Below are 20,045 nucleotides of genomic sequence, written 5' to 3' on the forward strand. Positions count from 1 at the left end.
TTGCCATTGCTTTGCCTGTTATATTAGCGGTTTTTCGTTATAGTCTTCAATTATTTCGTACATATCATATTTTAAGCAATCGGCCAGCAGCTGTTTATCGTTTTTAGTTAAGTTATTGTACTCTAAAGCTTCTTTTAGTATACGGCTAATATGTCCGCTGCTGTAATAGGGGCTTTCACTCGCTTTGGGGTTTTCTTTAAGGCAGTTATTTTGCTTTTTACCTTCAACAAGGTGCTGGGTTAAACCGCTCTTATCTTTTTCTTTAATAAAAACCACTGGCATTTTTGGTGTGCGGCCATTTAAAGCCTCTCTCGCCGCAAGCTGAGCAGTTAGCCGCTCTTTTTCGGCTCTTTCCGCCGCTAATTCGGTTTTTAAGCCGGTTACTTGGTTACGGGCTGCCGTTGCTTCTTCTTTAACAAGTTCTATTTGCCTTTTGGCCATTAAAACACCAATAAAACCACCGGTGTAGGTAGTGGCCGTATTAAACATAATCCCTATATCTACCCTTAACATTAAGTTTCTGGTAAAAAAAGCAAATATAAGAAGAAAAAAAGCGGGAACACTTAATTTTAAAGGTACAAAAAGGGCGGTTAAAGCAAAAGGCAGCCAATAATAGCCGTTATTAGGGCTAATAACCCACATCCAAATTATGGCTACGGCGGCAGCTATAACCAGCCCAACGTTATAGTACCACTTAGGTAACCATAAATTACTTCGGTAAAGGCCAATAAGCACCAGTGATGTAAGCAACAAAGGAGCTGCTTCGCTGCCTACATAAACAAGGTTGCTAACAGAGAATATAATGGTTAAAACCAAACAAACTACATATAACCACAACAAAACATAATCGGCTGTGTTTTTATTTTTCATTATATTAATAGTTTACGGTCTTTTTTCACCCCATGGCCCAGTTGGATTGTCATTTCCGCTTTGAATAAAACGCGGCTCAGCGCTTAAAGTCCCAGCGGTTAATAAAGCCAACATTAAAATAGCAAGTAATTTTTTCATAAATAAAACCTTCCTTTAAATAAATAATATTTTATATTATACCTTTCGGCTATTATTGACAAAACTTTAGGTATAAAATAAAAAAAGTAACTACTAATTAAGTTTTAAAAAATTTACTTATGGCTTTCCTGCCCACGCGCCTCCCGGATTATTACCACCTCCTTGAATAAAACGCGGCTCAGCGCTTAAAGTTCCAGCGGTTAATAAAGCTAACATTAAAATAGCAAGTAATTTTTTCATAAATAAAACCTTCCTTTAAATAAATAATATTTTATATTATACCTTTCGGCCACTATTAACAAAGCTTTAGGCATAAAATAAAAAAAGTAACTACCGGCTAATAGCCAAATATCATAAACTTTAGGGATTGTTATGTTAAGTTATTTGCCGGCTACATCAGCTTTTAGCCTATAAAAATGGTTGCCAAAAAGCCATAAATAGGTAAAAATAAAAGTATATTATCCCACCATAAAAAAGGAGAAATTTATTATGGAAAACAAAAATTTAGAGCAAGAATACCTATTGGAAGGCGCTGCAGAACTTGTGGAAGAGCCACAAGCCTTATTGCAAATAACGGTAAGCGCCACAGCCGTTATGTACAAGGCAAACGAAACAACCGTAGAGTTTGCCGTTAATTCGCCCAGCAAATTAACGGTATGTTATTTTATTTTTAACCCCGAAGATGTAAACTTTACCCGCTTTAAGTTATCCCAAGCCGGCGCCTTTAAGCAGGCCTTTACAAGCGGCCACCACCACATTGCTGTAGAGGCCGAAGACGAAGATGGCCGTACCGCTACTAAAACTTTTACTTTAAAGGTGCGTTAGTTTAAGGTAACTATTCACCTTAGACACCAAAACCCTATGAAATTCCCTTCGTCAGCGAAAGAAATTTAGTAGGGTTTCATTTTTCAATTATTTAAGCACCGCCCAAGTGGCCCCGCTGCCGCCATCTTTCGGGCTGGCCCGGCCTATTTTACGCACTAATGGGCTAGCCTGTAAAGCCTCCAGCACCGCCTCCTTTAACACAGCCTTGTTACCCGGCGAGTGCAGCCCTTTACCATGCACAATCAGTACTTTTTCGCAGCCCTCGCGGCCGGCTTTTTGCAAAAAATTTTCCAACTGGTTTAAGGCAGAGCCGATGGTATCACCGTGTAAATCTAGCTTACGTTCTATGGTAAGGCCGTTAATTTTGCGGTTACGAGCTTTTAAAGCATTTTCTTGAGTTTCGTTATCAATTTTAATTATTTTTTTAGGAGGGTAAAGCTTTAAATACTGCTCCATTAAATTTGGCTCTTTATCCATATTTTTTCTCCTAAGCCGCTTAATGGCTTAAAAACATTAAGCCATCGTAGCCGGCCCAGCTTTCGCCGTTAATGGCATCACGCAAAAGCAGGTAATTACTGTAACGGGTAACCAAAGTAAAACTTTGCCCGGCACGGGCGGTGGTAAGTAAGCTGGCGCTGCTGCTGGGAATGTTAAACAGCTGCACTTCCTCCAGCACAATTACTCTATTATTAGGCAAATGGTTAGCATAAATAACATAACCGGTAGCTGCCAAAGCTAAAACAATAGCCAAACCGCTAAGCAAAAACCTATAACCCTTACTTTTAATAATTAATGTTAACCCGGCAAACAATAAAGCAAAGCTAACCAACAAAGGAAAAAGCCAGCTTTGCCGCACAGTTAGCCTAATATTGGTAGTTAAATTTTGGCTTTGCTCAAAAGCCGTTAAAGTACCTGCAATGCGCTTGTTAAATGGGTTAAAACTATAAGCTTTATGTAAATAATAAACAACATAGCCACACTCGCCTAGCTGCTGATACATTAAAGCTTTATTATAGTTAATAGCCGCTTGGTTATGTTTAAATTGGCCTTCGGCTAAGGCATAAAAGGCAATAGCTTCGTGCCAAAAGCCGCTCTGTTTAGCCTCTGCCGCCCGGATTAAACTTTCGATATTAAGATTAGCTTTAAACGAAAACAATAACGGCATTACCATAAAAAAACTAAGCATTACTTTTTTTTGCGGCTTGGGTTTAAAAAATTGCCCCACCAGCAGCCCAGCTAATAAAATAAGTGGTAAAACATAAGGCCACACTCTAAAATCGCGCATAGCTAAAATTTCTTCTACACTCAGCACCGGCAGCAGGTTAGCCGCTTCGGGCTGAATATTAAAATAATTTATTAAGTTAGCCGGCTGTATTACTTGCCCGCTGGCGGTATCTAGCCAATTAAAGGGGGTTACCGCTAAGCTGGCCTCCCCGGCAGCGCTAGGGCGCAGCCTATACTCCACCCGTTTAAAACCGGCAAGGCCATGCCCCGTTACCCTTAACTCTTCGCTTGTGTTACTATCTATAACCTCAAAACCATTAAGCTGCAAAGCCGGTAAAGTTAATCTATTAAAGTTGCCTTCGCCCTCCAGCAGTAAAACCACATTTAAAGTTGAGCCATAGGGAATAGTATCACCTTGCCAAGCTTGGCCATTAAGCCAAATATGTGTACTTAAATTAAAGCGGCCTACGGCATTATGGCTAACTGCCGCCGGTAAGGCAAAAATATCGATGACGGCTGGAGGAGCCGTACGCACAGCACCGGCAATTACCGCACTCATAGCCGGTAAAGTTATCCGGCCGGCAGCCGTAGCATTTACCAACCACGAACCAACGGGAATATGGTAATAAAGGCTACCATTAATTTGTTCGTAGGTAATACCACCAAAGGCTCCGGCCGGCGCCACCTGCAAGCCGGTTATGGCCGGTAAATTAACTGTAGGCAGCGGGCTAAGCTCGCGCAAATTACGGGCCTCTAACACTAAAGTAAAACTTTGCCCGGCATAAAGGCTATTAGGAATAGCCCGCCAAGCCAACGCAGGGCTGGGTGTACTGCCGGCAGGCGGAGCAGGGCTTACCGTAAAGGGAAAAGGATTACTCCACAATGTGCCTTGTGCCGTATCTAACCTAACCGGAGCTATTTCGTAACTGCCGGCAGCGGCCCGCAGGATATAACTATATTCTACACTATCACCTAAAACCGGGTTAAAATTTACTCTTGCGGTGGGACCGCTTATGATGGTAAGGCCGCGCGGAAAAGCTAAAGCTGTAGCCACAAAGTTATCACTGATATTGTACATTACCGGAAAGATAAAACTTACCTGAAAATTTTGCCCCGCCTGCGGATTAAGCGGGTAAATGGTTACCGCTACTTCGGGCAACTGACCGTAAGCAGGCAGCTTTAACAACAAAAAAAGCGCTACAAGGAACTGTTTAAAGTTAAGGGGTATTTTAGGCCGGCCGGTAAAGCCGGCTACCAGTCGTTTTCGTCTTGCCACTGATAGTTACCTCCTTCACGCAACCAAATATGAGCCTCTTGCCGTCTTAAAAAATCGAGCATACGTTCTTGCTCCGAGCTTAAATCGTTACTGTTAGCCTCTCTTATTTCACCGGCTCTTTCGGCCCCCCGCTGGAAAAGGGCCAGCTCTAAATTTATTTTAGCATTAAAATCATTAGGGTTAGCCATTAAAGCAGCAATAAAACTGCTTACCGCTTCATCAAATTGTTCTAACCTAAAGTGCATTACTCCTTGATTAAACAGCGCCTTAGAACGTGTTTCGTAGTTATCACTGGTTTCCGCTAACCGCCACATCTCTAAGGCCGCTTCGGCTTCGCCTAAAGCATCGTAAACATTACCCAAATTAAAATAAATACGTTCGCTTTGCCGGTTAAACTCTAGGGCTCTAAAATAAGCGGCCACCGCTTCGTGGTAACGGCCTTGCTCAAAACGGTAGTTACCCGATAAAACCAAAAAAGCCGGAGCAACGGCGTTACAGCCCGAAAGCCAAGTTAAAGACAAAATTAAAACGAGCCGTATAACCTTGACCATCTTGCACTCCTTATAGCCAGTTTGCCAATTAAGCTGATAATTGCTAACAACACAAAGTTATTAAATAAGCTGTAATTAACATAACTTAAAATAAAATTACTTTGCTCGTAACCTTTAAGCGCCTCAAGCAAGGTTTCTATTAAAGCCGCCTCGTTAATGTTATGATACCAGCCATTGGTATGGTTAGCCAAAGTTATTAACGCAGCTTCCTCTAGGCGGCTAATCACCGGCTGCCCACTTCGGTGCATAATTTGCTCACCGCTAGGTAAAAAAAGATGCGACCCTTCGTGTGTGCCCACGCCAATGGCAAAGATGGTAACGTCGCGCCGGCGGGCTAACCTAATGGCCTCTTCAATATCACCGGAGAGAGCCTCGCCATCGGATAACACAATAATCACTTTTTTACGGCTATTATCATTAGCAAATAAACTGGTAGCGCTATTTATCCCGGCCGCTAAATCACTGCCGGGACTAGTTAGATGGCTGGGGCTGGCATGGTTAATTAAAGTAATAACAGCGTTATTATCATCGGTTAAAGGCATAACCGGCACAGCCGTACCTTTAAAGATAACCAAAGCCAGACGCGAGCTACTAAGGTTAGCCGCCAGCTCGCCGGCGGTAAAACGCATAGCTTCTAGGCGGCTGGGGGGAATATCGGTAGCCAGCATACTATTAGAAATATCCAACACAAACACTACATCTAACCCCAAATTTTCGCGCTGCACGGCCCGGCGGCCAATATAAATATCGGCTAAAGCCAAAACTGCCGAGCTATAAAAAACGGTAAAACTTAAAGCCAACAACATAAAACGTAAAGTAAAAAGTTTTTTATGGTGCGGGTTGCCGCCAATACTTAAATAAGCACGCCAACTGCTTTTAAAAATAAAGAGATAACCTATGGCTATAGGTATTAATAATAAAAGTAACCATAAAATTTGTCTGTATAATATAATCATATTTTCTCAATTAAGAATTAAAAGATAAAAACTACCCCTTAATTATTACTTATTTATACTACCTCACGTAAAATTAATGCCCTGATGGCCAGCGAAATTAAAGCCAAAATAAACGCCACCAATAAAAATTGGCGGTTATAAGCCGTACTTAAGGTAATTAACCTAAAACGGGTATCGCTGCGTTCTAAATTATTAACGGCCTGAAAAGCCGAGTCGAAACCCCAAAAGCTTTCGGCCCTAAAAAAAAGACCGCCGGTTTGTTCGGCAATACGCCTCAGCAGCTCTTCATCGTAAGAGGCATCGTTAATTATCCCATCAATAAGTACACCCGTTTGCGGGTGAATAAAACTAACATTTACTACGCCGGGCCGGCCTACCCCAATGGTAAAAGCGGTAACCCCCAGCGAATTTAAAATATCAATGGCCGTTAAAGGGTGAATTTCGCCGGCATTATTATCGCCATCGGTAACTAAAATTACCACGCGGTTACGGCCTTCAATATGGCTTAAATGCAAAGCGGCCAACGCCAACGCCATACCAATGTTAGTACCGTCTCCTAGCTCCATTATCCGCACCGCATCAAGGCTGGTTAGCAGAAAGTTATAATCTAAAGTTAAAGGCACACGTAAAGCTGCTTCACGGCCAAAGGAAATAAGGCCAATTTCATCGTTTTCGCGGCTAGAGATAAAACGCCTAATGGCATCTTTAGCTAGCTCGAAGCGGCTTTCGCCGCCAATATCACGTGCCGCCATCGAGGGCGATTCATCTAGCACTAACATAATGGCTGCTCCTCTATTAAAGTAAAGCCGCTCGGTAGTGGTACTTTCGGGTCCGCTTAAGCTAATAACTAATAAAAAAGCCGCCAGCCAAAACAATAAATAAGAAAGTTTAGATAAAAAAATAGCCGCTACCGGTTTGAGCCGATAAGGTTTAAGCCGCCACAGTTTAAAGCTCCATAACAGCCGCCCACCACGTTTTTTTCTAAAATGAAAAAGATAGATAAGCACCGGAAAGCTAAGCAAAATAACTAAATAACTTAGCTCATTAAGTAATAGCATTGCGTTTTCCTTTATAACGTTCGTAATTTTTAGCTAAATTACGTACCAGTTCAATATCTTCTTTACGTTGCTTATCGCTTATTTTTAAGCCGCCAAATTTAATTAAATCGCCTCGTTCGTATAATTTAACAATCAAATTTATCTCTTTTACGTTATAACTTTTTTTAAGCAGGCCGGCAAATTCATCGGCTGTGGCACTGCGGTATTCCTTAACATGGCTGCTCTTGCTAAGATAATTACGGTAACTTTCGAGTAAAGTAAAGTAAAATTGCCTGTTATCCAGCTCTTCGGCTTTAAGTAACTGTTTAATATCTTTGCGCAGCTCTTTAAAAGGCGAATACCAATAATTAATAAAAGTTTGCATTAATTTTTTAGCAGCCCGCAATCCATAATAAATGATGAGAGGGAATAAAAAAAGTGTGGCTACCGACAAAGTAATAAGTAAAATAGTGCCATTTAAAGCCAGCGGCAGATAAGCCGAATGAAGTTCTTGGTTAGCATTATTGCCCAGTAATGAGGCCACATTGTAATTAATAGCCGTCGTTTGTACAGCCCCAAAATCAAAGCTGATGGTACCGGCACCCGGAGCAAAAACTCTAAATTCTACCATTACTAAGGTATCTGTCGCCCGCTGAACAACTCGTATTTGCTCCACAACAATACGTTCGTTCATCTCGTAAGGCTGTACACTTAATAAAATGTCTTCACCAACCGGTAAGGTAAACTGTAAGGAAATGCTATCACCCACATAATAATGAGCCGGAACAAAAACGATATTTTCGGGAGTTAGCTGCAAAGCAAAAAGAGGCCAAGCTAAAAACAGGCAAACAAACCTTAATTTTCTCATCGTTTAAGCCTCCTTTTAAAAAAGGAGTTAAGGGCCGCTAAGGCATCGTCTTGGGTAGAGATTATTAAAGTATCTACACCGTGTTTTTTACAGTTTTTATGCCAAGAAACACGCATTGTTTGCCAATAGCCGGTATAATCTTTCCTAAAACGGTTAGAAAGCGAGTGGATAGCCATACTATAGCCCTCTTCAATATCACTAAGAGTAAGAAAGCCCACTTTAGGAAAAGATACATCTAATTCATCTTCTATCCTAATAGCAATAACATCGTGCCTGCGACTTAACATAGCTAACTCATGCCAATAACCATCGGCTTTAAAATCGCTAACGATAATACAAATACCCCGCCTTTTCATCATTTCACCGGCGGTGCGCAAAGCAAGCTCCAAATCGGAGCCCCTTTGTTTAGGTTTTAGCTCTAAAATTTTTTTAAGCTGCCCTAAAAAATAACGCTCCCCTCGTTTAGAGATAGACAAATGCTCAATCGTTTCGCCAAACAAAATACTGCCAACACGGTCGCCGTTTTTAGTAGCGGCAAAACCTAATAAAGCAAAAATTTCTTCGGCTACTCGCTGTTTTTGGACATTAAAACCACTGCGCATACTGGAAGAAATATCAAAAATTAAAGTTAATACCAGCTCACGTTCTTCTTGATAAACTTTACAGTAAGGGGCTACCATACGGCTGGAGACATTCCAATCGATAAACCGTACATCATCACCCAAAACATAGGGGCGAGATTCGTAAAATTCGAGACCCGGCCCTTTAAATAACGAGCGGTAACTGCCCGAAAAAAAGGCATCTAATAAACGGTTGCTTTGTATGCGCAGCCGCTTGAGTTTAGCTTTAGAGTCCATCGAGTGTATTTTAGCTTAATTTGTGTTTTTAGTCAAAGGTAGCCGATGCCTCTTTATCAATTTATTAAAGAGTAAATCTTTCTAGCGACAAAAATAAGATTAATTTAAACGGCAGCATATAAGCCAAAACACAAGCCCTCTTTATTTAAAAAGAGGGCTTAATCTATAAAAACTTTGTTTCATCTTTTTTATGGGGCTGCTCGGACTTGAACCGAGGACCAACGGATTATGAGTCCGCTGCTCTAACCAACTGAGCTACAGCCCCTAAACAAAGCATTCGCCTTGTGTGAGTCCTTTCTTATGGGTTACTCTGCCGTATCATCTTTAGCAGCTTCTACCTTTTTGGCCGGAGCCTTTTCTTTGACGGCTGCCTCCGTTTTTTTAGGAGCAGCTTTTTTAGCTTTAGGTTCTTCTTTTTTAGTAGCCTCTTCAGTTGTTCCCTTACGGTCTACCAACTCAATAATGGCCAATTCGGCAGCGTCACCTTGCCTAAAGCCCATTTTAACAACACGTGTATAACCACCCGGCCTCCCTGCATAACGCGGAGCAATTTCGGTAAAAAGTTTTTTAACTAAAGTTCTATCATTAAGGTCACGCGCAACTAAACGACGGGCATGCACACTATCAACTTTAGCTTTTGTTATCATTTTCTCGGCTTTACGTGCCACTTCTTTAGCTTTAGCTTTAGTAGTTTTAATTTGCTCATGCTCAAAAAGCGATTTAACCAAGTTACGCATTAAAGCTTTACGATGGCTAGTGGTACGACTTAAGCGATTAAAACCAGTTTTATTATTCATTTACTCTTCCTTCTTAAATGGCGAATTCCCTAAGCGAAGCCTTTCTTTAATCTCACTATAATCGGTCATAGCTAAGCTTAATCCCCACTCGTTTAATTTCTCTTTAATCTCTTGTAAACTTTTTTTGCCAAAGTTACGAGTTTTACCTAAATCATCTTCAGTTTTACGCGTTAAATCGCGTAAAGTAACAATTTGCGCATTTTTTAAACAATTAGCCGAACGCACCGATAAATCTAGCTGACTAACCGAAATATCCAGTAAATCGCGTAGCCTTTGCTCATCTTCATCAATTTCGGCACTTTCTTCAACGGCAGATTCATCAAAGTTAATAAAGACCGAAAGATATTCTTTATTTATCTTAGCGGCCTCCGCCAAAGCATCGGACGGTAAAATGGTACCATCGGTCCAAATATCTAAAATTAACTTATCGTAGTCGGCACGATGACCAACCCGATAATCTTCTACCGCTACCTTTACACGAGTTACCGGTGAATACAATGAGTCGACAGGTAAAGCCCCTATCACATCAATTAAACTTTCGTTTGTCTCGGCGGGAACATAACCACGCCCAAAGTTAATCTGCACCTCTATATTAAACTTAGCATTAGCCATAGCTGTACAAATAACCACATCTTTACTTATTACTTCAACACCATCTTTTTCAAAGTAAGCACCAGTAAGTTCACCTTCACCTTGCCATTCAATTAAAATGGTTTTTTCTTCAACCCCTTCCGGCAACTTTAGCCTAAGAGATTTTAAATTTTGAACCATAGTAGAAACATCTTCGGCCACATCGGGTAGTAAATCGAATTCGCTAGAAATAACATGGGGTACTGTATCGCCATTTTTATAACTTTCTATCCTAATAGCTACCACTGCATAACTTTGAATACTAGACATAAGTATGCGTCTAAGGCTGTTCCCAATAGTTCGCCCATAGCCGCGCTCAAATGGATAAGCAATAAATCGCCCATACTCCGGAGTTTCTTCTACATGTTCAAAGCTAATATTCTTTGGCCTTTTTAGTCCCTTTAAAAGGTTTTTACGTGCCATTTATCTTCCTCTTTTATATTCTTCGCGTTTTTGGCGGACGACAACCATTATGGGGAATAGGCGTTACGTCGCTAATGCTCTTTACCTGCATACCCATCGTACCAAGCGACCTTATAGCCGATTCTCGCCCTACGCCCGGCCCTTTAACGTAAACATGTACCTCGCTAAGGCCGGTATCTTTAGCTTTAGTAATCGCCGTTTCGATACAACTTTGGGCTGCAAAAGGGGTAGATTTTTTAGCGCCTCTAAATCCGAGCTGCCCTGCCGAACAGGCCGAAATGGCATTACCCTTCATATCGGTTACCGTAATAATAGTATTATTAAAGGTAGCCTGAATAAAGACCTTACCCTCGTACACCGTTCGTTTTTCTTTTTTTATCTTAGCCATTTATATTACCTACCATTATTTTTTCTTCTTAGCTACCGTCTTCTTTTTACCTTTGCGTGTACGGGCATTGGTACGCGTACGCTGACCACGTACCGGTAAAGCACGGCGGTGCCGTAGCCCACGATAACAACCAATATCCATAAGTCTTTTAATATTTAAAGCTATTTCGCTTCTTAGTCTACCTTCAACCTTATAATCGTTTTCGATAATGATACGAAGCTTATTAACATCTTCTGGTGATACATCATTCATCTTTAAAGTCTCGTCAACTCCGGCCTCTTTACAGATTTTTAATGCCGTTGTACGACCAATACCAAAAATATAGGTTAATGCAACATACGCACGTTTATTTGGTAAATCGATACCTGCTATCCTAGCCACTCTTGCCTCCTAGCCTTGTCGTTGTTTATGTTTTGGATTTTCGCAAATAATGCGTACTACGCCAAATCTTTTAATAACCTTGCATTTATCACACATAGGTTTTACACTTACTCTAACCTTCATAATATCCTCTCTAAATATTTCGGGGTTTAATCCGCCCCTTAGCCACAATACCATCGTGCTGATGCATACGCAGGTGGCTATCAATCTGGTTCATTGTATCTAAATTAACACCAACAATAATTAACAAACTTGTACCGCCCATCAAATGCGCCACGCCCGGCGGCAACCCCATCAAAAAGACAATAAAGGTTGGCACTAAGGCAATAGCCGCTAAAAAGATGGCACCCGGTAATACTATCCTATTTAATATTTTTTGTAAATAGCTCTCCATCGCCTCACTGCGCACGCCGGGAATAACTCCGCCATTTTCACGAATCCGCCGTGCCACCTCGATGGGGTTAAGCGAAACTTGCGTATAAAAATAAGCAAAAAAGATAATAAGCAAGGCATACAAAGTATTAAAAAGCGGGCCTTCGTAGCGCATATGATAAAGGAGCCCCTCCCAAAAAGGACTGCCCATCGCCAACGGTGCGGCAAATTGTAACGGTAAAGTTAATACCGAAGAGGCAAAAATAATAGGAATAACCCCAGACGGATTAATTTTAAAAGGGATATAACTATTTTGAGCTTGTACCATCTGCCTGCCGACAATACGCTTAGCATAATTAACAGGAATTTTGCGCTCACCTTGTTGCTCCCAAGCTACAATGGCTACTATCCCAACAAAGATAGCTATAGCGATAAAAACAAAAACCCCGTTAACCGTACCTGTTCTTACTTCGGCCATCATTTGTACAATGGCTTCGGGAATGCGCGCAATAATACCAGCAAAGATAATTAACGAAATGCCGTTACCTACCCCACGCTGCGTTATCCTCTCACCCAGCCAAATTAAAAAGATAGAACCGGTGGTAACCGAGATTAAGCCAATCGTCATAAACATGACCGGCGACATAGTAGAAATTACCGCCCCTTCTATACCAAGCGCTCCGCGTACAAAAGCAAAACCTTGTATTAAACAAACTATAATGGTACCCATACGTGTATAACGATGAAACTTACGGCGGCCGCCATCTTCTTCGAGCATACGTTTTAAAGCCGGAAAAACGATAGTAAGCACCTGCATAATAATTTGCGCCGAAATATACGGCATAATACCTAGCATAAGGATAGAATAACTAGAAAAAGCACCACCGGTAAAAAAGTCAAGCGTATCGGCTACACCACCCATCCCGAGCGAGCTGGCGCTCATAGCATTAATAACCGAAGCATTAATACCGGGAATAGGTATCATAGCGCCCACTCTAAAAATTACCAGCAGAGTCAAAGTAAAAAACACTCTAGCCCGCAGCTCGGGTACTTTAAACATATCGCTAAGTTTACTAGTAGCCATAGTTATTCCTCATTAATTTTACCGCCGGCTGCTTCAATTTTTTCTTTAGCACTAGCCGAGGTTTTAATACCCATTATCTCAAGTTTTTTAGTTAAATCGCCGGTAGCTAGTAACTTAACCCTTTTTTCGCTGGCTTTAATCAAACCTTTAGCCGCAAGTGTCTCTAAACTAACTACCTCTCCATCTTTGTAAAGCTTTTCAATTTGATTTACATTGATACAAATATAGTTTACAGCAAAACGCGCATTACTAAAACCGCGTGTGGCTAAACGGCGATAAAGCGGCACCTGCCCGCCTTCAAAACCTAAATAAGGCCCACCGGAGCCACCTGAACGTGCTTTTTGACCTTTATGGCCTTTACCAGAGGTAGTACCAAGCCCGCTACCCTGTCCGCGGCCAAGCCGCTTTCTATTTTTATTAGCCCCTTTGGGCTTAACAATTAAGGCTTCCATATTACTTTAGCTCCTTAACTTCTACAAGATGCGCTACCGTTCTAATCATACCAGCAGTTGCCTCGTTTAGTTCGATAGTAACACTGCTATTTATCTTTCTTAGTCCCAAAGCTTTAACGGTAGCACGTTGATTAGGTAGGCGCGAGATAGTACTTTTAACAAGTTTAACTTCAACTTTTTTAGCCATTATTTGCCCCCCAAATCTCTTTCATCGTTTTACCGCGTCCTTTAGTAATTTCACTAACGGTCATTAAATTATCAAAACCATCAAAAACAGCTTTAATAACATTAATAGAGTTGCGCGCACCCAAACTTTTGCTTAATACATCACGCACTCCGGCGGCCTCCATCACGGCACGCACCGCACCACCGGCAATAATACCGGTACCGTGTGCCGCCGGCTTTAAAACCACGTTAGCACTCTTAAACTGGCCGATAATCTCGTGCGGTAAAGTATTATTTTTAATTGGTACTTCACGTAAACTACGTTTAGCACGGTCTACAGCTTTACGAATAGCCTCCGAAACATCGTTGGCTTTCCCAAAACCATAACCTACTCGCCCCTTCCCATCGCCGGCCACCACTAAAGCACTAAAAGAAAACCTACGGCCACCTTTTACTACCTTTGCTACCCTATTTAGCTTAATAAGCTTTTCGGTAAACTCTTTGTTATCTTCTTTTTTACTTTCTTTACGCATAAAAGCTCCTAAAACTGAATACCAGCCGATCGTGTGGCTTCGGCAATAGCTTTAACTACACCGTGATACTTATAACCATTTCTATCAAAAACAACTGCTTTAATACCTTTGGCCTTTATCTTTTCACCGATAACGGCCCCTAATTTTTCACCACCTTTAACGTTGGCTCTTAAATCTTTAAGCTCTTTATCAAGAGTAGAGGCAGCCACTAAAGTTACACCATTAGTATCATCGATAACCTGTACATAAAGACGCAGGTTGCTCTTAAAAACACTCAAACGTGGCCGCTCGGCTGTGCCTAATACTCTTTTACGAATATGCACTTTACGCCCTAAACGTCTTTTGTTTTTTTCTTCCAATCTTTTCATTTTATACCTACTTTACGCCGGTTTTACCAACTTTTCTTTTAACAACTTCGTTTTCGTAACGAATACCTTTGTCGGAGTAAACAGCCGGCTTACGCAACCCGCGTATTTCGGCAGCTACTTGACCAACTTGCTCTTTACTGATACCCGATACCAAAACTTTGGTTGGAGCTTTAGGGTCTACTTCAACATTAACTCCTTTCGGAGCCATATATTCGATTTGTGTCGAATAACCTAAGTTAAAAAAGACACTTTCACCTTTTTGTTCGGCACGATAACCTGTGCCCGAAATTAATAAGGTTTTTTTAAAGCCATTAGTTACGCCTTCAACCATATTAGCCAGTAAATTACGATACAAGCCATGCATAGCGGCACCATTTTTATGACTTTCGCTCGTGCGTTTTACAATAGCTATATTACCGTTTACTTCAAAACTTACTTCCGGTCTAAAATTTTGTTTTAGTTCGCCTTTAGGCCCTTTTACCGTAAGTAAATCTTCTTTGACTGTAATAGTTACTCCAGTCGGAACTGTTATTTCTTTTTTTCCTACACGCGACATCTTACCACACCCTACATAAAAGCTCGCCACCAAGCTTATTTTCTACAGCATTTTTGCCAGTTGTAACCCCTCTGCTGGTGGAAACAATCAGCGAACCAAAACCATTATAAACACGTGGCATAGTTTTGTAACCCGAATAAACACGGCGGCCCGGTGTCGATACCGATTCGATGCCATGTATAACCGCTTTTTGCTTTGCATCATACTTTAAAAAAACATGGATATACTCAATATTGTCTTTATTTATTTTTTTAAAACCACTAATATATCCTTCACTTTCTAAAATCTTTATTACCTCTAGCTTTAATCGCGAAAGAGTAATCTCCACCTTCTCATGCCCTACATTACTGGCATTACGAAGCTTTGTCAACATATCTGCTAATGGGTCCGAAACACTCATTATTTACTCCTTTACCAACTCGATTTTGTAACACCGGGTATCATACCGCGGCCAGCTAGCTCGCGGAAGCAAATACGGCACATTTCAAATTTACGCATAAAACCGCGTGAACGGCCGCAACAGCGACACCTATTATAGCTGCGGGTAGCATACTTTGGCTTACGATTTGCTTTATTAATTAGCGATTTTTTTGCCATTTTAATCTCCTATTTCTCAAAAGGCATACCAAAGCCCTTAAGCAGCTGCCTTGCTTCTTCGTCTGTTTTAGCCGTGGTAACAAAGGCCACATTTAAACCCGAAACCGCCTCTATCTCGTCAAAGTTAATCTCCGGAAAGATAATTTGTTCGGTAATACCAAGACTATAGTTTCCTCTGCCATCAAAAGCCTTAGCATTTACGCCCCTAAAGTCTTTAACACGCGGCAAGGCAATATTAATAAGCCTATCTAAAAATTCATACATTACGCGACCACGAAGCGTTACTTTAGCGCCTATATCCATGCCCTGCCTAATTTTAAAATTGGCAATCGATTTATGCGCTTTAGTTTTTATGGCGTGCTGCCCGGTAATTTGCCCAAGCTCTTTAGTAATAACATCTAAAATCTTTTTGTTACTAACTGCTTCGGCAACCCCTACCGAAACCACAATTTTTTCGATATAAGGCACTTGCATAATATTTTTATAACCAAGCTCTTTCATTAACTCGGGCACAACTTTTTCTTTGTAAAAGGTTTTTAAACGAGCTTCATTAGCTTGAACAGCCTTTATTTTAGCCATTATACCACACCTCCACATTTTTTGCAGACACGTACCTTTTTATCATCTTTAAAATTAAAGGCCGTACGTACAGGGCCGCATTTACTGCAATTTAACATAACATTAGAGATATGCAAAGAACCTTCCAGCTCTAAAATAGCTCCTTTTTCACCTTGCTGACGCGGTTTTTGTGTCTTTTTAATTATGTTACAACCTTCTACTATAACACGATTTTTGACCCTATCAACACGTAAAATTTTACCGGTTCTTTTTTTATCTTTACCGGCAATAATCGTTACTAAATCGCCCTTCTTTATTTTAAATGTATTCATTTTTTCTCCTAAAGCACTAAAGGCGTCCCTTAAAGCACCTCTGGTGCTAGGGAGATAATTTTCATAAAACTAGCAGTCTCACGCAGCTCGCGTGCTACAGGACCAAATATACGTTTACCTACCGGATTTTGATTATTATCAAGTAATACGCAGGCGTTATCATCAAAACGTACATACGAACCATCAGGGCGGCGATATTCTTTACTTACCCTTACAATTACAGCTTTACGAACCACCCCTTTTTTAATAGGGGTGTTGGGGGTTACCTCGCGGATAGCAACTACCACAATATCACCAATTTTGGCATAACGTTTTTTACTGCCGCCAAGCACCTTAATACAACGCGCTATTTTTGCTCCCGAATTATCGGCTACGGTCATCTCTGTTAATACCTGAATCATTTAGTAACCTCTCCTAACGTGCCTTTTCCACTATATTAATTAAGCGAAAATATTTTTGCTTAGATAACGGACGACACTCTTCTATCATAACTTTATCGCCCTGCGCAGCTTCATTTTTTTCATCATGTGCCTTATATTTTTTACTTTTTAAGACATATTTTTTGTAAAGAGGATGCAATATTCTTCCTTCAACAGTAACTACGATAGTTTTATCCATTTTATCGCTGCTTACAATGCCTATTAAGGTTTTGCGGTTAGCCTTCTTAGCTTTTTCACTCATAATTACCCGTTCCTCTTTTGATGAATAAGTGTATTAAGCCTCGCTATAGCACGACGCATATTTCGCTTCTCCATAACATTTTCCACTTTACCCATTACCGCCGTAAAACGATACTCACGCAACTTTTTAGTAAGTTCATCACGCCTTTGTATCTGCTCACTCGTAGTTAGTTCGGTAAATTTCTCTTTTTTTGCCATTACTCTAGTACCTCAACTATCCGTCTTTGTACAAACTTAGTTTGCACAGGAAGCTTAGACCCTGCTAGTTCCATAGCGCGCTTTGCCATTTTAGCGTCTACACCATCCATTTCAAACATAATCGTTCCGGGTTTAACCATAGCCACCCACTTTTCGGGCGACCCCTTCCCTTTACCCATGCGTGTTTCGGCCGGTTTCTTAGTGTACGGAATATCAGGGAAAATTCGAATCCATACCTTACCACCGCGTTTTATATGCCTAGTCATAGCAATACGAGCGGCTTCAATTTGCCTAGCCGTTACAAAGTTTAAGCCAAGACTAACTAACCCATAATCACCAAAAGCAATGGTATTACCGCGCGTTGCCTCGCCACGCATATGCCCACGCATAACCTTTCTGTGTTTTATTCTTTTAGGACTAAGCATTGGCTTTCTCCTTTACATCGCGTCTTCTTAATAACGCACCGGCATCTTCTTCCTTAGCATCATTACCAAGTATTTCACCTTTAAATACCCACACCTTTACACCAATGACCCCAAAAGTGGTATTAGCTTCGGCCGTACCATAATCAATATCTGCCCGCAAAGTGTGTAACGGAACACGGCCTTCTTTAAGTTCAAAGTCGCGCGCCATTTCAGCACCGCCTAAGCGGCCGGCTATCTTAATTTTTACCCCTAGAGTACCGGCTTTCATCGCATTATTAATAGCTTGTTTTAGTACTTTACGAAAGGGATTACGCCCCTTTAATTGTCGTGCCACATTTAAAGCGATAATTTGCGCTTCAACTTCCGGCTTGCGCAGCTCTTTAACTTTAATTTTTAAAGTATCACTCGTATGCTTTTGCAAAGCTGCATTAATTTTCTCGATTGTAGCGCCTTTTGTACCAATAAGCACACCCGGTCTAGCTGTATGAATAACTACCGTTACTTTTTTAGGTTGACGTACAATTTCGATGTCGGCAATATCGGCAGCTTTACAATCGGGATAATCCATTAATAATTTACGCAACTTTAAATCTTCGTGCAAAGTGTCCGCATAATTTTTATTATTAACAAACCATAAGCTTTTCCAGCTTTTATTAATACCCAAGCGTAGGCCGTAAGGATTAACTTTTTGCCCCATTATTTAGCCCCCTTCTTTTCATCTACCACTATAACTATATGTGCCGAACGTTTAATCAAGCGATCTGCCCTGCCGTGACTGCGCGGCCACATACGTTTGGTTTGTGGGCCTTCATTTATCTTAAGCTCTGTTACAGATAAAACACTCTCATCAAGCTGTGCATTCCTATCCATAGCATTGGCTATAGCACTCTTTAAAGCCTTTTTCAGGAAAAAGGCCCCTTTTTGCGGCATAGCTTCAAGAATAGCGAGTGCTTTTTCGCAAGGTTTATTACGAATTAAATCAGCCACCGGCCTAATTTTAGAAGCCGCCATTGGTAAATACTTGGCTTCGGCGCGATAACCGCTTTGCCTACTGGTATCATTTTTATACATTCTAACTACCTCTTAGCCTTCTTATCCGATCCGGCATGGCCGCGAAAGAGCCTAGTAGGAGCAAATTCTCCTAATTTATGGCCAACTAAATTTTCGGTTATGTAAACAGGAACAAAGGCTTTGCCGTTATGCACACCAATAGTTAAACCAACCATTTCGGGAATAATAGTTGAGCAGCGCGAGTAGGTTTTAATCTCTCTTCTTGCCTTTGTGTCCTTACTTTTTTCACTAACTTTACGATATAAACTTTTAGCGATAAATGGACCTTTTTTAATCGACCTTGACATATTGCTACTTCCTTCTCTTTATAATAAAGCGGTCGCTTTTATTATTTTTCTTACGAGTTTTATAACCACGTGTAGGTTGGCCCCATGGCGTTACCGGGTGCCTACCACCGCTAGTACGGCCTTCACCACCACCAAGCGGATGGTCTACTGGGTTCATGGCTACACCACGCACAGCTGGACGATTGCCAAGCCAACGATTACGACCGGCTTTACCAAGTTTTACATTCATATAATCTTCGTTACCAATTTTACCGAGTGTGGCATAACATTTTTTATGCACATACCTTTGTTCACCACTAGGCAAACGCAAAATAGCGTAATCTTTATCAAAACCAGCTAAGGTAGCATAAGCACCTGCTGTGCGGGCCATCTGACCACCTTTACCAATGTGTAACTCGACATTATGCACTTGTCGACCAATCGGTATATTTTCGAGCGGCAAAGCATTACCCACCTCGATAGGCGAAGCCGGACCGCTTACAACGGTAGCTCCAACACGTAAACCCTGCGGCCACAAAATATATCTTTTTTCACCATCAACATAGTTAATGAGTGAAATAAAAGCCGAGCGGTTAGGGTCGTACTCAACACTAGCTACCTTACCGGCAATATCCAACTTATTATTTCTCTTAAAATCGATAATACGATAGGCCACCTTATGACCAGCACCGCGCCTGCGCACACTAATGCGCCCATGGCTACGCCCTGCTTTATCGCTTTTACCAACCGTTAAGCTTTTTTCGGGACGATTGGTGGTTAATTCTTCAAAAGTTAAACCTTGCCGCCCGCGCTGGCCATTACTAGTTGGATTATACGTTTTAACACCCATTATTATGCCTCCAACTCGGCAATCGTCTTGCCTTCCGGTAAAGTTACATAAGCTTTTTTCCACGCAGCTGTTTTACCAAAGCCTCGTTTTACACTACCACGATAAGGTATGTTAGCTCTTTTTTTGCCACGCACATTAACAATAGTACAAGAGAGAGGTTCTATAGCAAAAATTTCCTTTATCGCCTTCATCACCTCTAACTTATTTGCTTGCTTAGCCACTTTAAAAACATAAACTTTTTTAGCTTTTTCACGCAATAAACTCGATTTTTCGGTAAGCACCGGCTTAATAATTATATTGTTTATATCCATTTTTAT

General features: G+C 41.1%; 33 protein-coding genes and 1 tRNA gene. 1 reads left to right on the forward strand and 33 read right to left on the reverse strand.

All coding sequences use genetic code 11. The annotated features are described in order from the left end of the window. Positions 1 to 18: 18 nt before the first annotated feature. Positions 19 to 870 (reverse strand): hypothetical protein, encoded by an 852-nt coding sequence (locus FWE37_01340; GenBank protein ID MCL2519635.1) that lies wholly within the window; start codon positions 868 to 870, stop codon positions 19 to 21. A gap of 627 nt (positions 871 to 1,497) precedes the next feature. Between FWE37_01340 and FWE37_01345 the strand changes: the two genes are divergently transcribed. Then, complete coding sequence (locus FWE37_01345) at positions 1,498 to 1,833, forward strand: hypothetical protein (GenBank protein MCL2519636.1); 336 nt, start codon at positions 1,498 to 1,500, stop codon at positions 1,831 to 1,833. An 87-nt stretch (positions 1,834 to 1,920) separates the two neighbouring features. On the opposite strand, the gene FWE37_01350 is transcribed toward FWE37_01345, so the two are convergent. The 32 genes from FWE37_01350 to rplW all read right to left on the reverse strand — a co-directional run bounded on the left by FWE37_01350 (position 1,921) and on the right by rplW (position 20,039). Continuing rightward, positions 1,921 to 2,310, reverse strand: coding sequence for a Smr/MutS family protein (locus FWE37_01350; GenBank protein MCL2519637.1), 390 nt, complete (start codon positions 2,308 to 2,310; stop codon positions 1,921 to 1,923). Positions 2,311 to 2,329: 19 nt separating this feature from the next. After that, the gene (locus tag FWE37_01355) at positions 2,330 to 4,333 is read right to left on the reverse strand and encodes a BatD family protein (protein MCL2519638.1); all 2,004 of its coding nucleotides are present in this window, start codon (positions 4,331 to 4,333) and stop codon (positions 2,330 to 2,332) included. Further along, positions 4,309 to 4,884, reverse strand: coding sequence for a tetratricopeptide repeat protein (locus FWE37_01360; GenBank protein MCL2519639.1), 576 nt, complete (start codon positions 4,882 to 4,884; stop codon positions 4,309 to 4,311). The genes FWE37_01355 and FWE37_01360 overlap by 25 nt, the downstream gene beginning before the upstream one ends. Continuing rightward, entirely contained in the window at positions 4,857 to 5,840 is a 984-nt protein-coding gene (locus FWE37_01365; GenBank protein MCL2519640.1) for a VWA domain-containing protein, read from the reverse strand. The genes FWE37_01360 and FWE37_01365 overlap by 28 nt, the downstream gene beginning before the upstream one ends. A 53-nt stretch (positions 5,841 to 5,893) precedes the next feature. Beyond that, positions 5,894 to 6,898 carry a VWA domain-containing protein gene (locus tag FWE37_01370; protein MCL2519641.1) on the reverse strand — a complete coding sequence of 335 codons (1,005 nt, stop codon included), beginning with the start codon at positions 6,896 to 6,898 and terminating at the stop codon, positions 5,894 to 5,896. Continuing rightward, entirely contained in the window at positions 6,885 to 7,745 is an 861-nt protein-coding gene (locus tag FWE37_01375) for a hypothetical protein (GenBank protein ID MCL2519642.1), read from the reverse strand. The genes FWE37_01370 and FWE37_01375 overlap by 14 nt, the downstream gene beginning before the upstream one ends. Further along, positions 7,742 to 8,602, reverse strand: coding sequence for a DUF58 domain-containing protein (locus FWE37_01380; GenBank protein ID MCL2519643.1), 861 nt, complete (start codon positions 8,600 to 8,602; stop codon positions 7,742 to 7,744). Before FWE37_01380 ends, FWE37_01375 begins: the two co-directional genes overlap by 4 nt. Before the next feature lie 191 nt (positions 8,603 to 8,793). Next, positions 8,794 to 8,867 (reverse strand) — tRNA-Ile (locus tag FWE37_01385). A gap of 40 nt (positions 8,868 to 8,907) precedes the next feature. Further along, positions 8,908 to 9,399: a 50S ribosomal protein L17 gene (gene rplQ / locus FWE37_01390; GenBank protein ID MCL2519644.1), complete on the reverse strand. Its 492-nt coding sequence runs from the start codon at positions 9,397 to 9,399 to the stop codon at positions 8,908 to 8,910. After that, positions 9,400 to 10,452, reverse strand: a complete 1,053-nt coding sequence (locus tag FWE37_01395; protein MCL2519645.1) for a DNA-directed RNA polymerase subunit alpha — start codon at positions 10,450 to 10,452, stop codon at positions 9,400 to 9,402. A gap of 13 nt (positions 10,453 to 10,465) precedes the next feature. Further along, positions 10,466 to 10,840, reverse strand: coding sequence for a 30S ribosomal protein S11 (rpsK, locus tag FWE37_01400; protein MCL2519646.1), 375 nt, complete (start codon positions 10,838 to 10,840; stop codon positions 10,466 to 10,468). A gap of 15 nt (positions 10,841 to 10,855) precedes the next feature. Continuing rightward, positions 10,856 to 11,221: a 30S ribosomal protein S13 gene (gene rpsM, locus FWE37_01405; protein ID MCL2519647.1), complete on the reverse strand. Its 366-nt coding sequence runs from the start codon at positions 11,219 to 11,221 to the stop codon at positions 10,856 to 10,858. A gap of 9 nt (positions 11,222 to 11,230) precedes the next feature. Next, entirely contained in the window at positions 11,231 to 11,344 is a 114-nt protein-coding gene (gene rpmJ / locus FWE37_01410; GenBank protein MCL2519648.1) for a 50S ribosomal protein L36, read from the reverse strand. Between the two features lie 10 nt (positions 11,345 to 11,354). Beyond that, entirely contained in the window at positions 11,355 to 12,677 is a 1,323-nt protein-coding gene (gene secY / locus FWE37_01415) for a preprotein translocase subunit SecY (GenBank protein ID MCL2519649.1), read from the reverse strand. 2 nt (positions 12,678 to 12,679) lie between these two features. Then, the gene (gene rplO / locus FWE37_01420) at positions 12,680 to 13,129 is read right to left on the reverse strand and encodes a 50S ribosomal protein L15 (GenBank protein MCL2519650.1); all 450 of its coding nucleotides are present in this window, start codon (positions 13,127 to 13,129) and stop codon (positions 12,680 to 12,682) included. 1 nt (position 13,130) lies between these two features. Continuing rightward, positions 13,131 to 13,316 (reverse strand): 50S ribosomal protein L30, encoded by a 186-nt coding sequence (gene rpmD / locus FWE37_01425; GenBank protein ID MCL2519651.1) that lies wholly within the window; start codon positions 13,314 to 13,316, stop codon positions 13,131 to 13,133. Beyond that, positions 13,309 to 13,827 (reverse strand): 30S ribosomal protein S5, encoded by a 519-nt coding sequence (rpsE, locus tag FWE37_01430; protein ID MCL2519652.1) that lies wholly within the window; start codon positions 13,825 to 13,827, stop codon positions 13,309 to 13,311. Before rpsE ends, rpmD begins: the two co-directional genes overlap by 8 nt. An 8-nt stretch (positions 13,828 to 13,835) precedes the next feature. Further along, entirely contained in the window at positions 13,836 to 14,195 is a 360-nt protein-coding gene (gene rplR, locus FWE37_01435) for a 50S ribosomal protein L18 (protein ID MCL2519653.1), read from the reverse strand. A gap of 7 nt (positions 14,196 to 14,202) precedes the next feature. Further along, a complete protein-coding gene (gene rplF / locus FWE37_01440; protein MCL2519654.1) occupies positions 14,203 to 14,751 on the reverse strand; it encodes a 50S ribosomal protein L6 in 549 nt (182 codons plus the stop codon). Position 14,752: 1 nt separating this feature from the next. Then, on the reverse strand, positions 14,753 to 15,151 hold the full coding sequence (gene rpsH, locus FWE37_01445) for a 30S ribosomal protein S8 (GenBank protein ID MCL2519655.1): 399 nt from the start codon (positions 15,149 to 15,151) through the stop codon (positions 14,753 to 14,755). 11 nt (positions 15,152 to 15,162) lie between these two features. Beyond that, positions 15,163 to 15,348 carry a type Z 30S ribosomal protein S14 gene (locus FWE37_01450; protein ID MCL2519656.1) on the reverse strand — a complete coding sequence of 62 codons (186 nt, stop codon included), beginning with the start codon at positions 15,346 to 15,348 and terminating at the stop codon, positions 15,163 to 15,165. A gap of 9 nt (positions 15,349 to 15,357) precedes the next feature. Then, complete coding sequence (gene rplE, locus FWE37_01455) at positions 15,358 to 15,927, reverse strand: 50S ribosomal protein L5 (protein ID MCL2519657.1); 570 nt, start codon at positions 15,925 to 15,927, stop codon at positions 15,358 to 15,360. After that, positions 15,927 to 16,238, reverse strand: coding sequence for a 50S ribosomal protein L24 (rplX, locus tag FWE37_01460; GenBank protein MCL2519658.1), 312 nt, complete (start codon positions 16,236 to 16,238; stop codon positions 15,927 to 15,929). The genes rplE and rplX overlap by 1 nt, the downstream gene beginning before the upstream one ends. Before the next feature lie 29 nt (positions 16,239 to 16,267). Next, the gene (gene rplN, locus FWE37_01465) at positions 16,268 to 16,639 is read right to left on the reverse strand and encodes a 50S ribosomal protein L14 (GenBank protein ID MCL2519659.1); all 372 of its coding nucleotides are present in this window, start codon (positions 16,637 to 16,639) and stop codon (positions 16,268 to 16,270) included. Positions 16,640 to 16,652: 13 nt separating this feature from the next. After that, positions 16,653 to 16,919: a 30S ribosomal protein S17 gene (gene rpsQ / locus FWE37_01470; protein MCL2519660.1), complete on the reverse strand. Its 267-nt coding sequence runs from the start codon at positions 16,917 to 16,919 to the stop codon at positions 16,653 to 16,655. 2 nt (positions 16,920 to 16,921) lie between these two features. Further along, complete coding sequence (gene rpmC, locus FWE37_01475) at positions 16,922 to 17,116, reverse strand: 50S ribosomal protein L29 (GenBank protein MCL2519661.1); 195 nt, start codon at positions 17,114 to 17,116, stop codon at positions 16,922 to 16,924. Then, a complete protein-coding gene (gene rplP, locus FWE37_01480; GenBank protein MCL2519662.1) occupies positions 17,116 to 17,541 on the reverse strand; it encodes a 50S ribosomal protein L16 in 426 nt (141 codons plus the stop codon). The genes rpmC and rplP overlap by 1 nt, the downstream gene beginning before the upstream one ends. Continuing rightward, complete coding sequence (rpsC, locus tag FWE37_01485) at positions 17,534 to 18,238, reverse strand: 30S ribosomal protein S3 (protein MCL2519663.1); 705 nt, start codon at positions 18,236 to 18,238, stop codon at positions 17,534 to 17,536. The genes rplP and rpsC overlap by 8 nt, the downstream gene beginning before the upstream one ends. Then, complete coding sequence (rplV, locus tag FWE37_01490; GenBank protein ID MCL2519664.1) at positions 18,238 to 18,612, reverse strand: 50S ribosomal protein L22; 375 nt, start codon at positions 18,610 to 18,612, stop codon at positions 18,238 to 18,240. Before rplV ends, rpsC begins: the two co-directional genes overlap by 1 nt. A 5-nt stretch (positions 18,613 to 18,617) precedes the next feature. Then, positions 18,618 to 18,899: a 30S ribosomal protein S19 gene (gene rpsS, locus FWE37_01495; GenBank protein ID MCL2519665.1), complete on the reverse strand. Its 282-nt coding sequence runs from the start codon at positions 18,897 to 18,899 to the stop codon at positions 18,618 to 18,620. 4 nt (positions 18,900 to 18,903) lie between these two features. Next, complete coding sequence (gene rplB / locus FWE37_01500) at positions 18,904 to 19,728, reverse strand: 50S ribosomal protein L2 (protein ID MCL2519666.1); 825 nt, start codon at positions 19,726 to 19,728, stop codon at positions 18,904 to 18,906. Positions 19,729 to 19,730: 2 nt separating this feature from the next. Further along, the gene (gene rplW / locus FWE37_01505) at positions 19,731 to 20,039 is read right to left on the reverse strand and encodes a 50S ribosomal protein L23 (GenBank protein MCL2519667.1); all 309 of its coding nucleotides are present in this window, start codon (positions 20,037 to 20,039) and stop codon (positions 19,731 to 19,733) included. Between the last annotated feature and the right edge of the window lie 6 nt (positions 20,040 to 20,045).

This window comes from Spirochaetaceae bacterium, from assembly GCA_009784515.1.
Taxonomy (GTDB): Bacteria; Spirochaetota; Spirochaetia; order WRBN01; family WRBN01; genus WRBN01.

Coding starts and splice junctions, on each gene's coding strand:
- FWE37_01395 (MCL2519645.1), bottom strand. CDS start 10,452: ATGGCACGTAAAAACCTTTTAAAGGGACTAAAAAGGCCAAAGAATATT.
- rplP (MCL2519662.1), bottom strand. CDS start 17,541: ATGCTTAGTCCTAAAAGAATAAAACACAGAAAGGTTATGCGTGGGCAT.
- FWE37_01350 (MCL2519637.1), bottom strand. CDS start 2,310: ATGGATAAAGAGCCAAATTTAATGGAGCAGTATTTAAAGCTTTACCCT.
- FWE37_01375 (MCL2519642.1), bottom strand. CDS start 7,745: ATGAGAAAATTAAGGTTTGTTTGCCTGTTTTTAGCTTGGCCTCTTTTT.
- rpmD (MCL2519651.1), bottom strand. CDS start 13,316: ATGGCTAAAAAAGTTGAAGTTAAACTTGTTAAAAGTACTATCTCGCGC.
- rpsH (MCL2519655.1), bottom strand. CDS start 15,151: ATGAGTGTTTCGGACCCATTAGCAGATATGTTGACAAAGCTTCGTAAT.
- FWE37_01365 (MCL2519640.1), bottom strand. CDS start 5,840: ATGATTATATTATACAGACAAATTTTATGGTTACTTTTATTATTAATA.
- rplR (MCL2519653.1), bottom strand. CDS start 14,195: ATGAAAAGATTGGAAGAAAAAAACAAAAGACGTTTAGGGCGTAAAGTG.
- FWE37_01340 (MCL2519635.1), bottom strand. CDS start 870: ATGAAAAATAAAAACACAGCCGATTATGTTTTGTTGTGGTTATATGTA.
- rpsK (MCL2519646.1), bottom strand. CDS start 10,840: ATGGCTAAGATAAAAAAAGAAAAACGAACGGTGTACGAGGGTAAGGTC.
- rplE (MCL2519657.1), bottom strand. CDS start 15,927: ATGGCTAAAATAAAGGCTGTTCAAGCTAATGAAGCTCGTTTAAAAACC.
- rplN (MCL2519659.1), bottom strand. CDS start 16,639: ATGATTCAGGTATTAACAGAGATGACCGTAGCCGATAATTCGGGAGCA.
- FWE37_01450 (MCL2519656.1), bottom strand. CDS start 15,348: ATGGCAAAAAAATCGCTAATTAATAAAGCAAATCGTAAGCCAAAGTAT.
- FWE37_01360 (MCL2519639.1), bottom strand. CDS start 4,884: ATGGTCAAGGTTATACGGCTCGTTTTAATTTTGTCTTTAACTTGGCTT.
- FWE37_01345 (MCL2519636.1), top strand. CDS start 1,498: ATGGAAAACAAAAATTTAGAGCAAGAATACCTATTGGAAGGCGCTGCA.
- rplV (MCL2519664.1), bottom strand. CDS start 18,612: ATGTATAAAAATGATACCAGTAGGCAAAGCGGTTATCGCGCCGAAGCC.
- rplQ (MCL2519644.1), bottom strand. CDS start 9,399: ATGAATAATAAAACTGGTTTTAATCGCTTAAGTCGTACCACTAGCCAT.
- FWE37_01380 (MCL2519643.1), bottom strand. CDS start 8,602: ATGGACTCTAAAGCTAAACTCAAGCGGCTGCGCATACAAAGCAACCGT.
- rpsS (MCL2519665.1), bottom strand. CDS start 18,899: ATGTCAAGGTCGATTAAAAAAGGTCCATTTATCGCTAAAAGTTTATAT.
- rplB (MCL2519666.1), bottom strand. CDS start 19,728: ATGGGTGTTAAAACGTATAATCCAACTAGTAATGGCCAGCGCGGGCGG.
- FWE37_01370 (MCL2519641.1), bottom strand. CDS start 6,898: ATGCTATTACTTAATGAGCTAAGTTATTTAGTTATTTTGCTTAGCTTT.
- rplW (MCL2519667.1), bottom strand. CDS start 20,039: ATGGATATAAACAATATAATTATTAAGCCGGTGCTTACCGAAAAATCG.
- rplO (MCL2519650.1), bottom strand. CDS start 13,129: ATGGAAGCCTTAATTGTTAAGCCCAAAGGGGCTAATAAAAATAGAAAG.
- rpmJ (MCL2519648.1), bottom strand. CDS start 11,344: ATGAAGGTTAGAGTAAGTGTAAAACCTATGTGTGATAAATGCAAGGTT.
- rpsQ (MCL2519660.1), bottom strand. CDS start 16,919: ATGAGTGAAAAAGCTAAGAAGGCTAACCGCAAAACCTTAATAGGCATT.
- secY (MCL2519649.1), bottom strand. CDS start 12,677: ATGGCTACTAGTAAACTTAGCGATATGTTTAAAGTACCCGAGCTGCGG.
- rplF (MCL2519654.1), bottom strand. CDS start 14,751: ATGTCGCGTGTAGGAAAAAAAGAAATAACAGTTCCGACTGGAGTAACT.
- rpsC (MCL2519663.1), bottom strand. CDS start 18,238: ATGGGGCAAAAAGTTAATCCTTACGGCCTACGCTTGGGTATTAATAAA.
- rplX (MCL2519658.1), bottom strand. CDS start 16,238: ATGAATACATTTAAAATAAAGAAGGGCGATTTAGTAACGATTATTGCC.
- rpsE (MCL2519652.1), bottom strand. CDS start 13,827: ATGCGTAAAGAAAGTAAAAAAGAAGATAACAAAGAGTTTACCGAAAAG.
- rpmC (MCL2519661.1), bottom strand. CDS start 17,116: ATGGCAAAAAAAGAGAAATTTACCGAACTAACTACGAGTGAGCAGATA.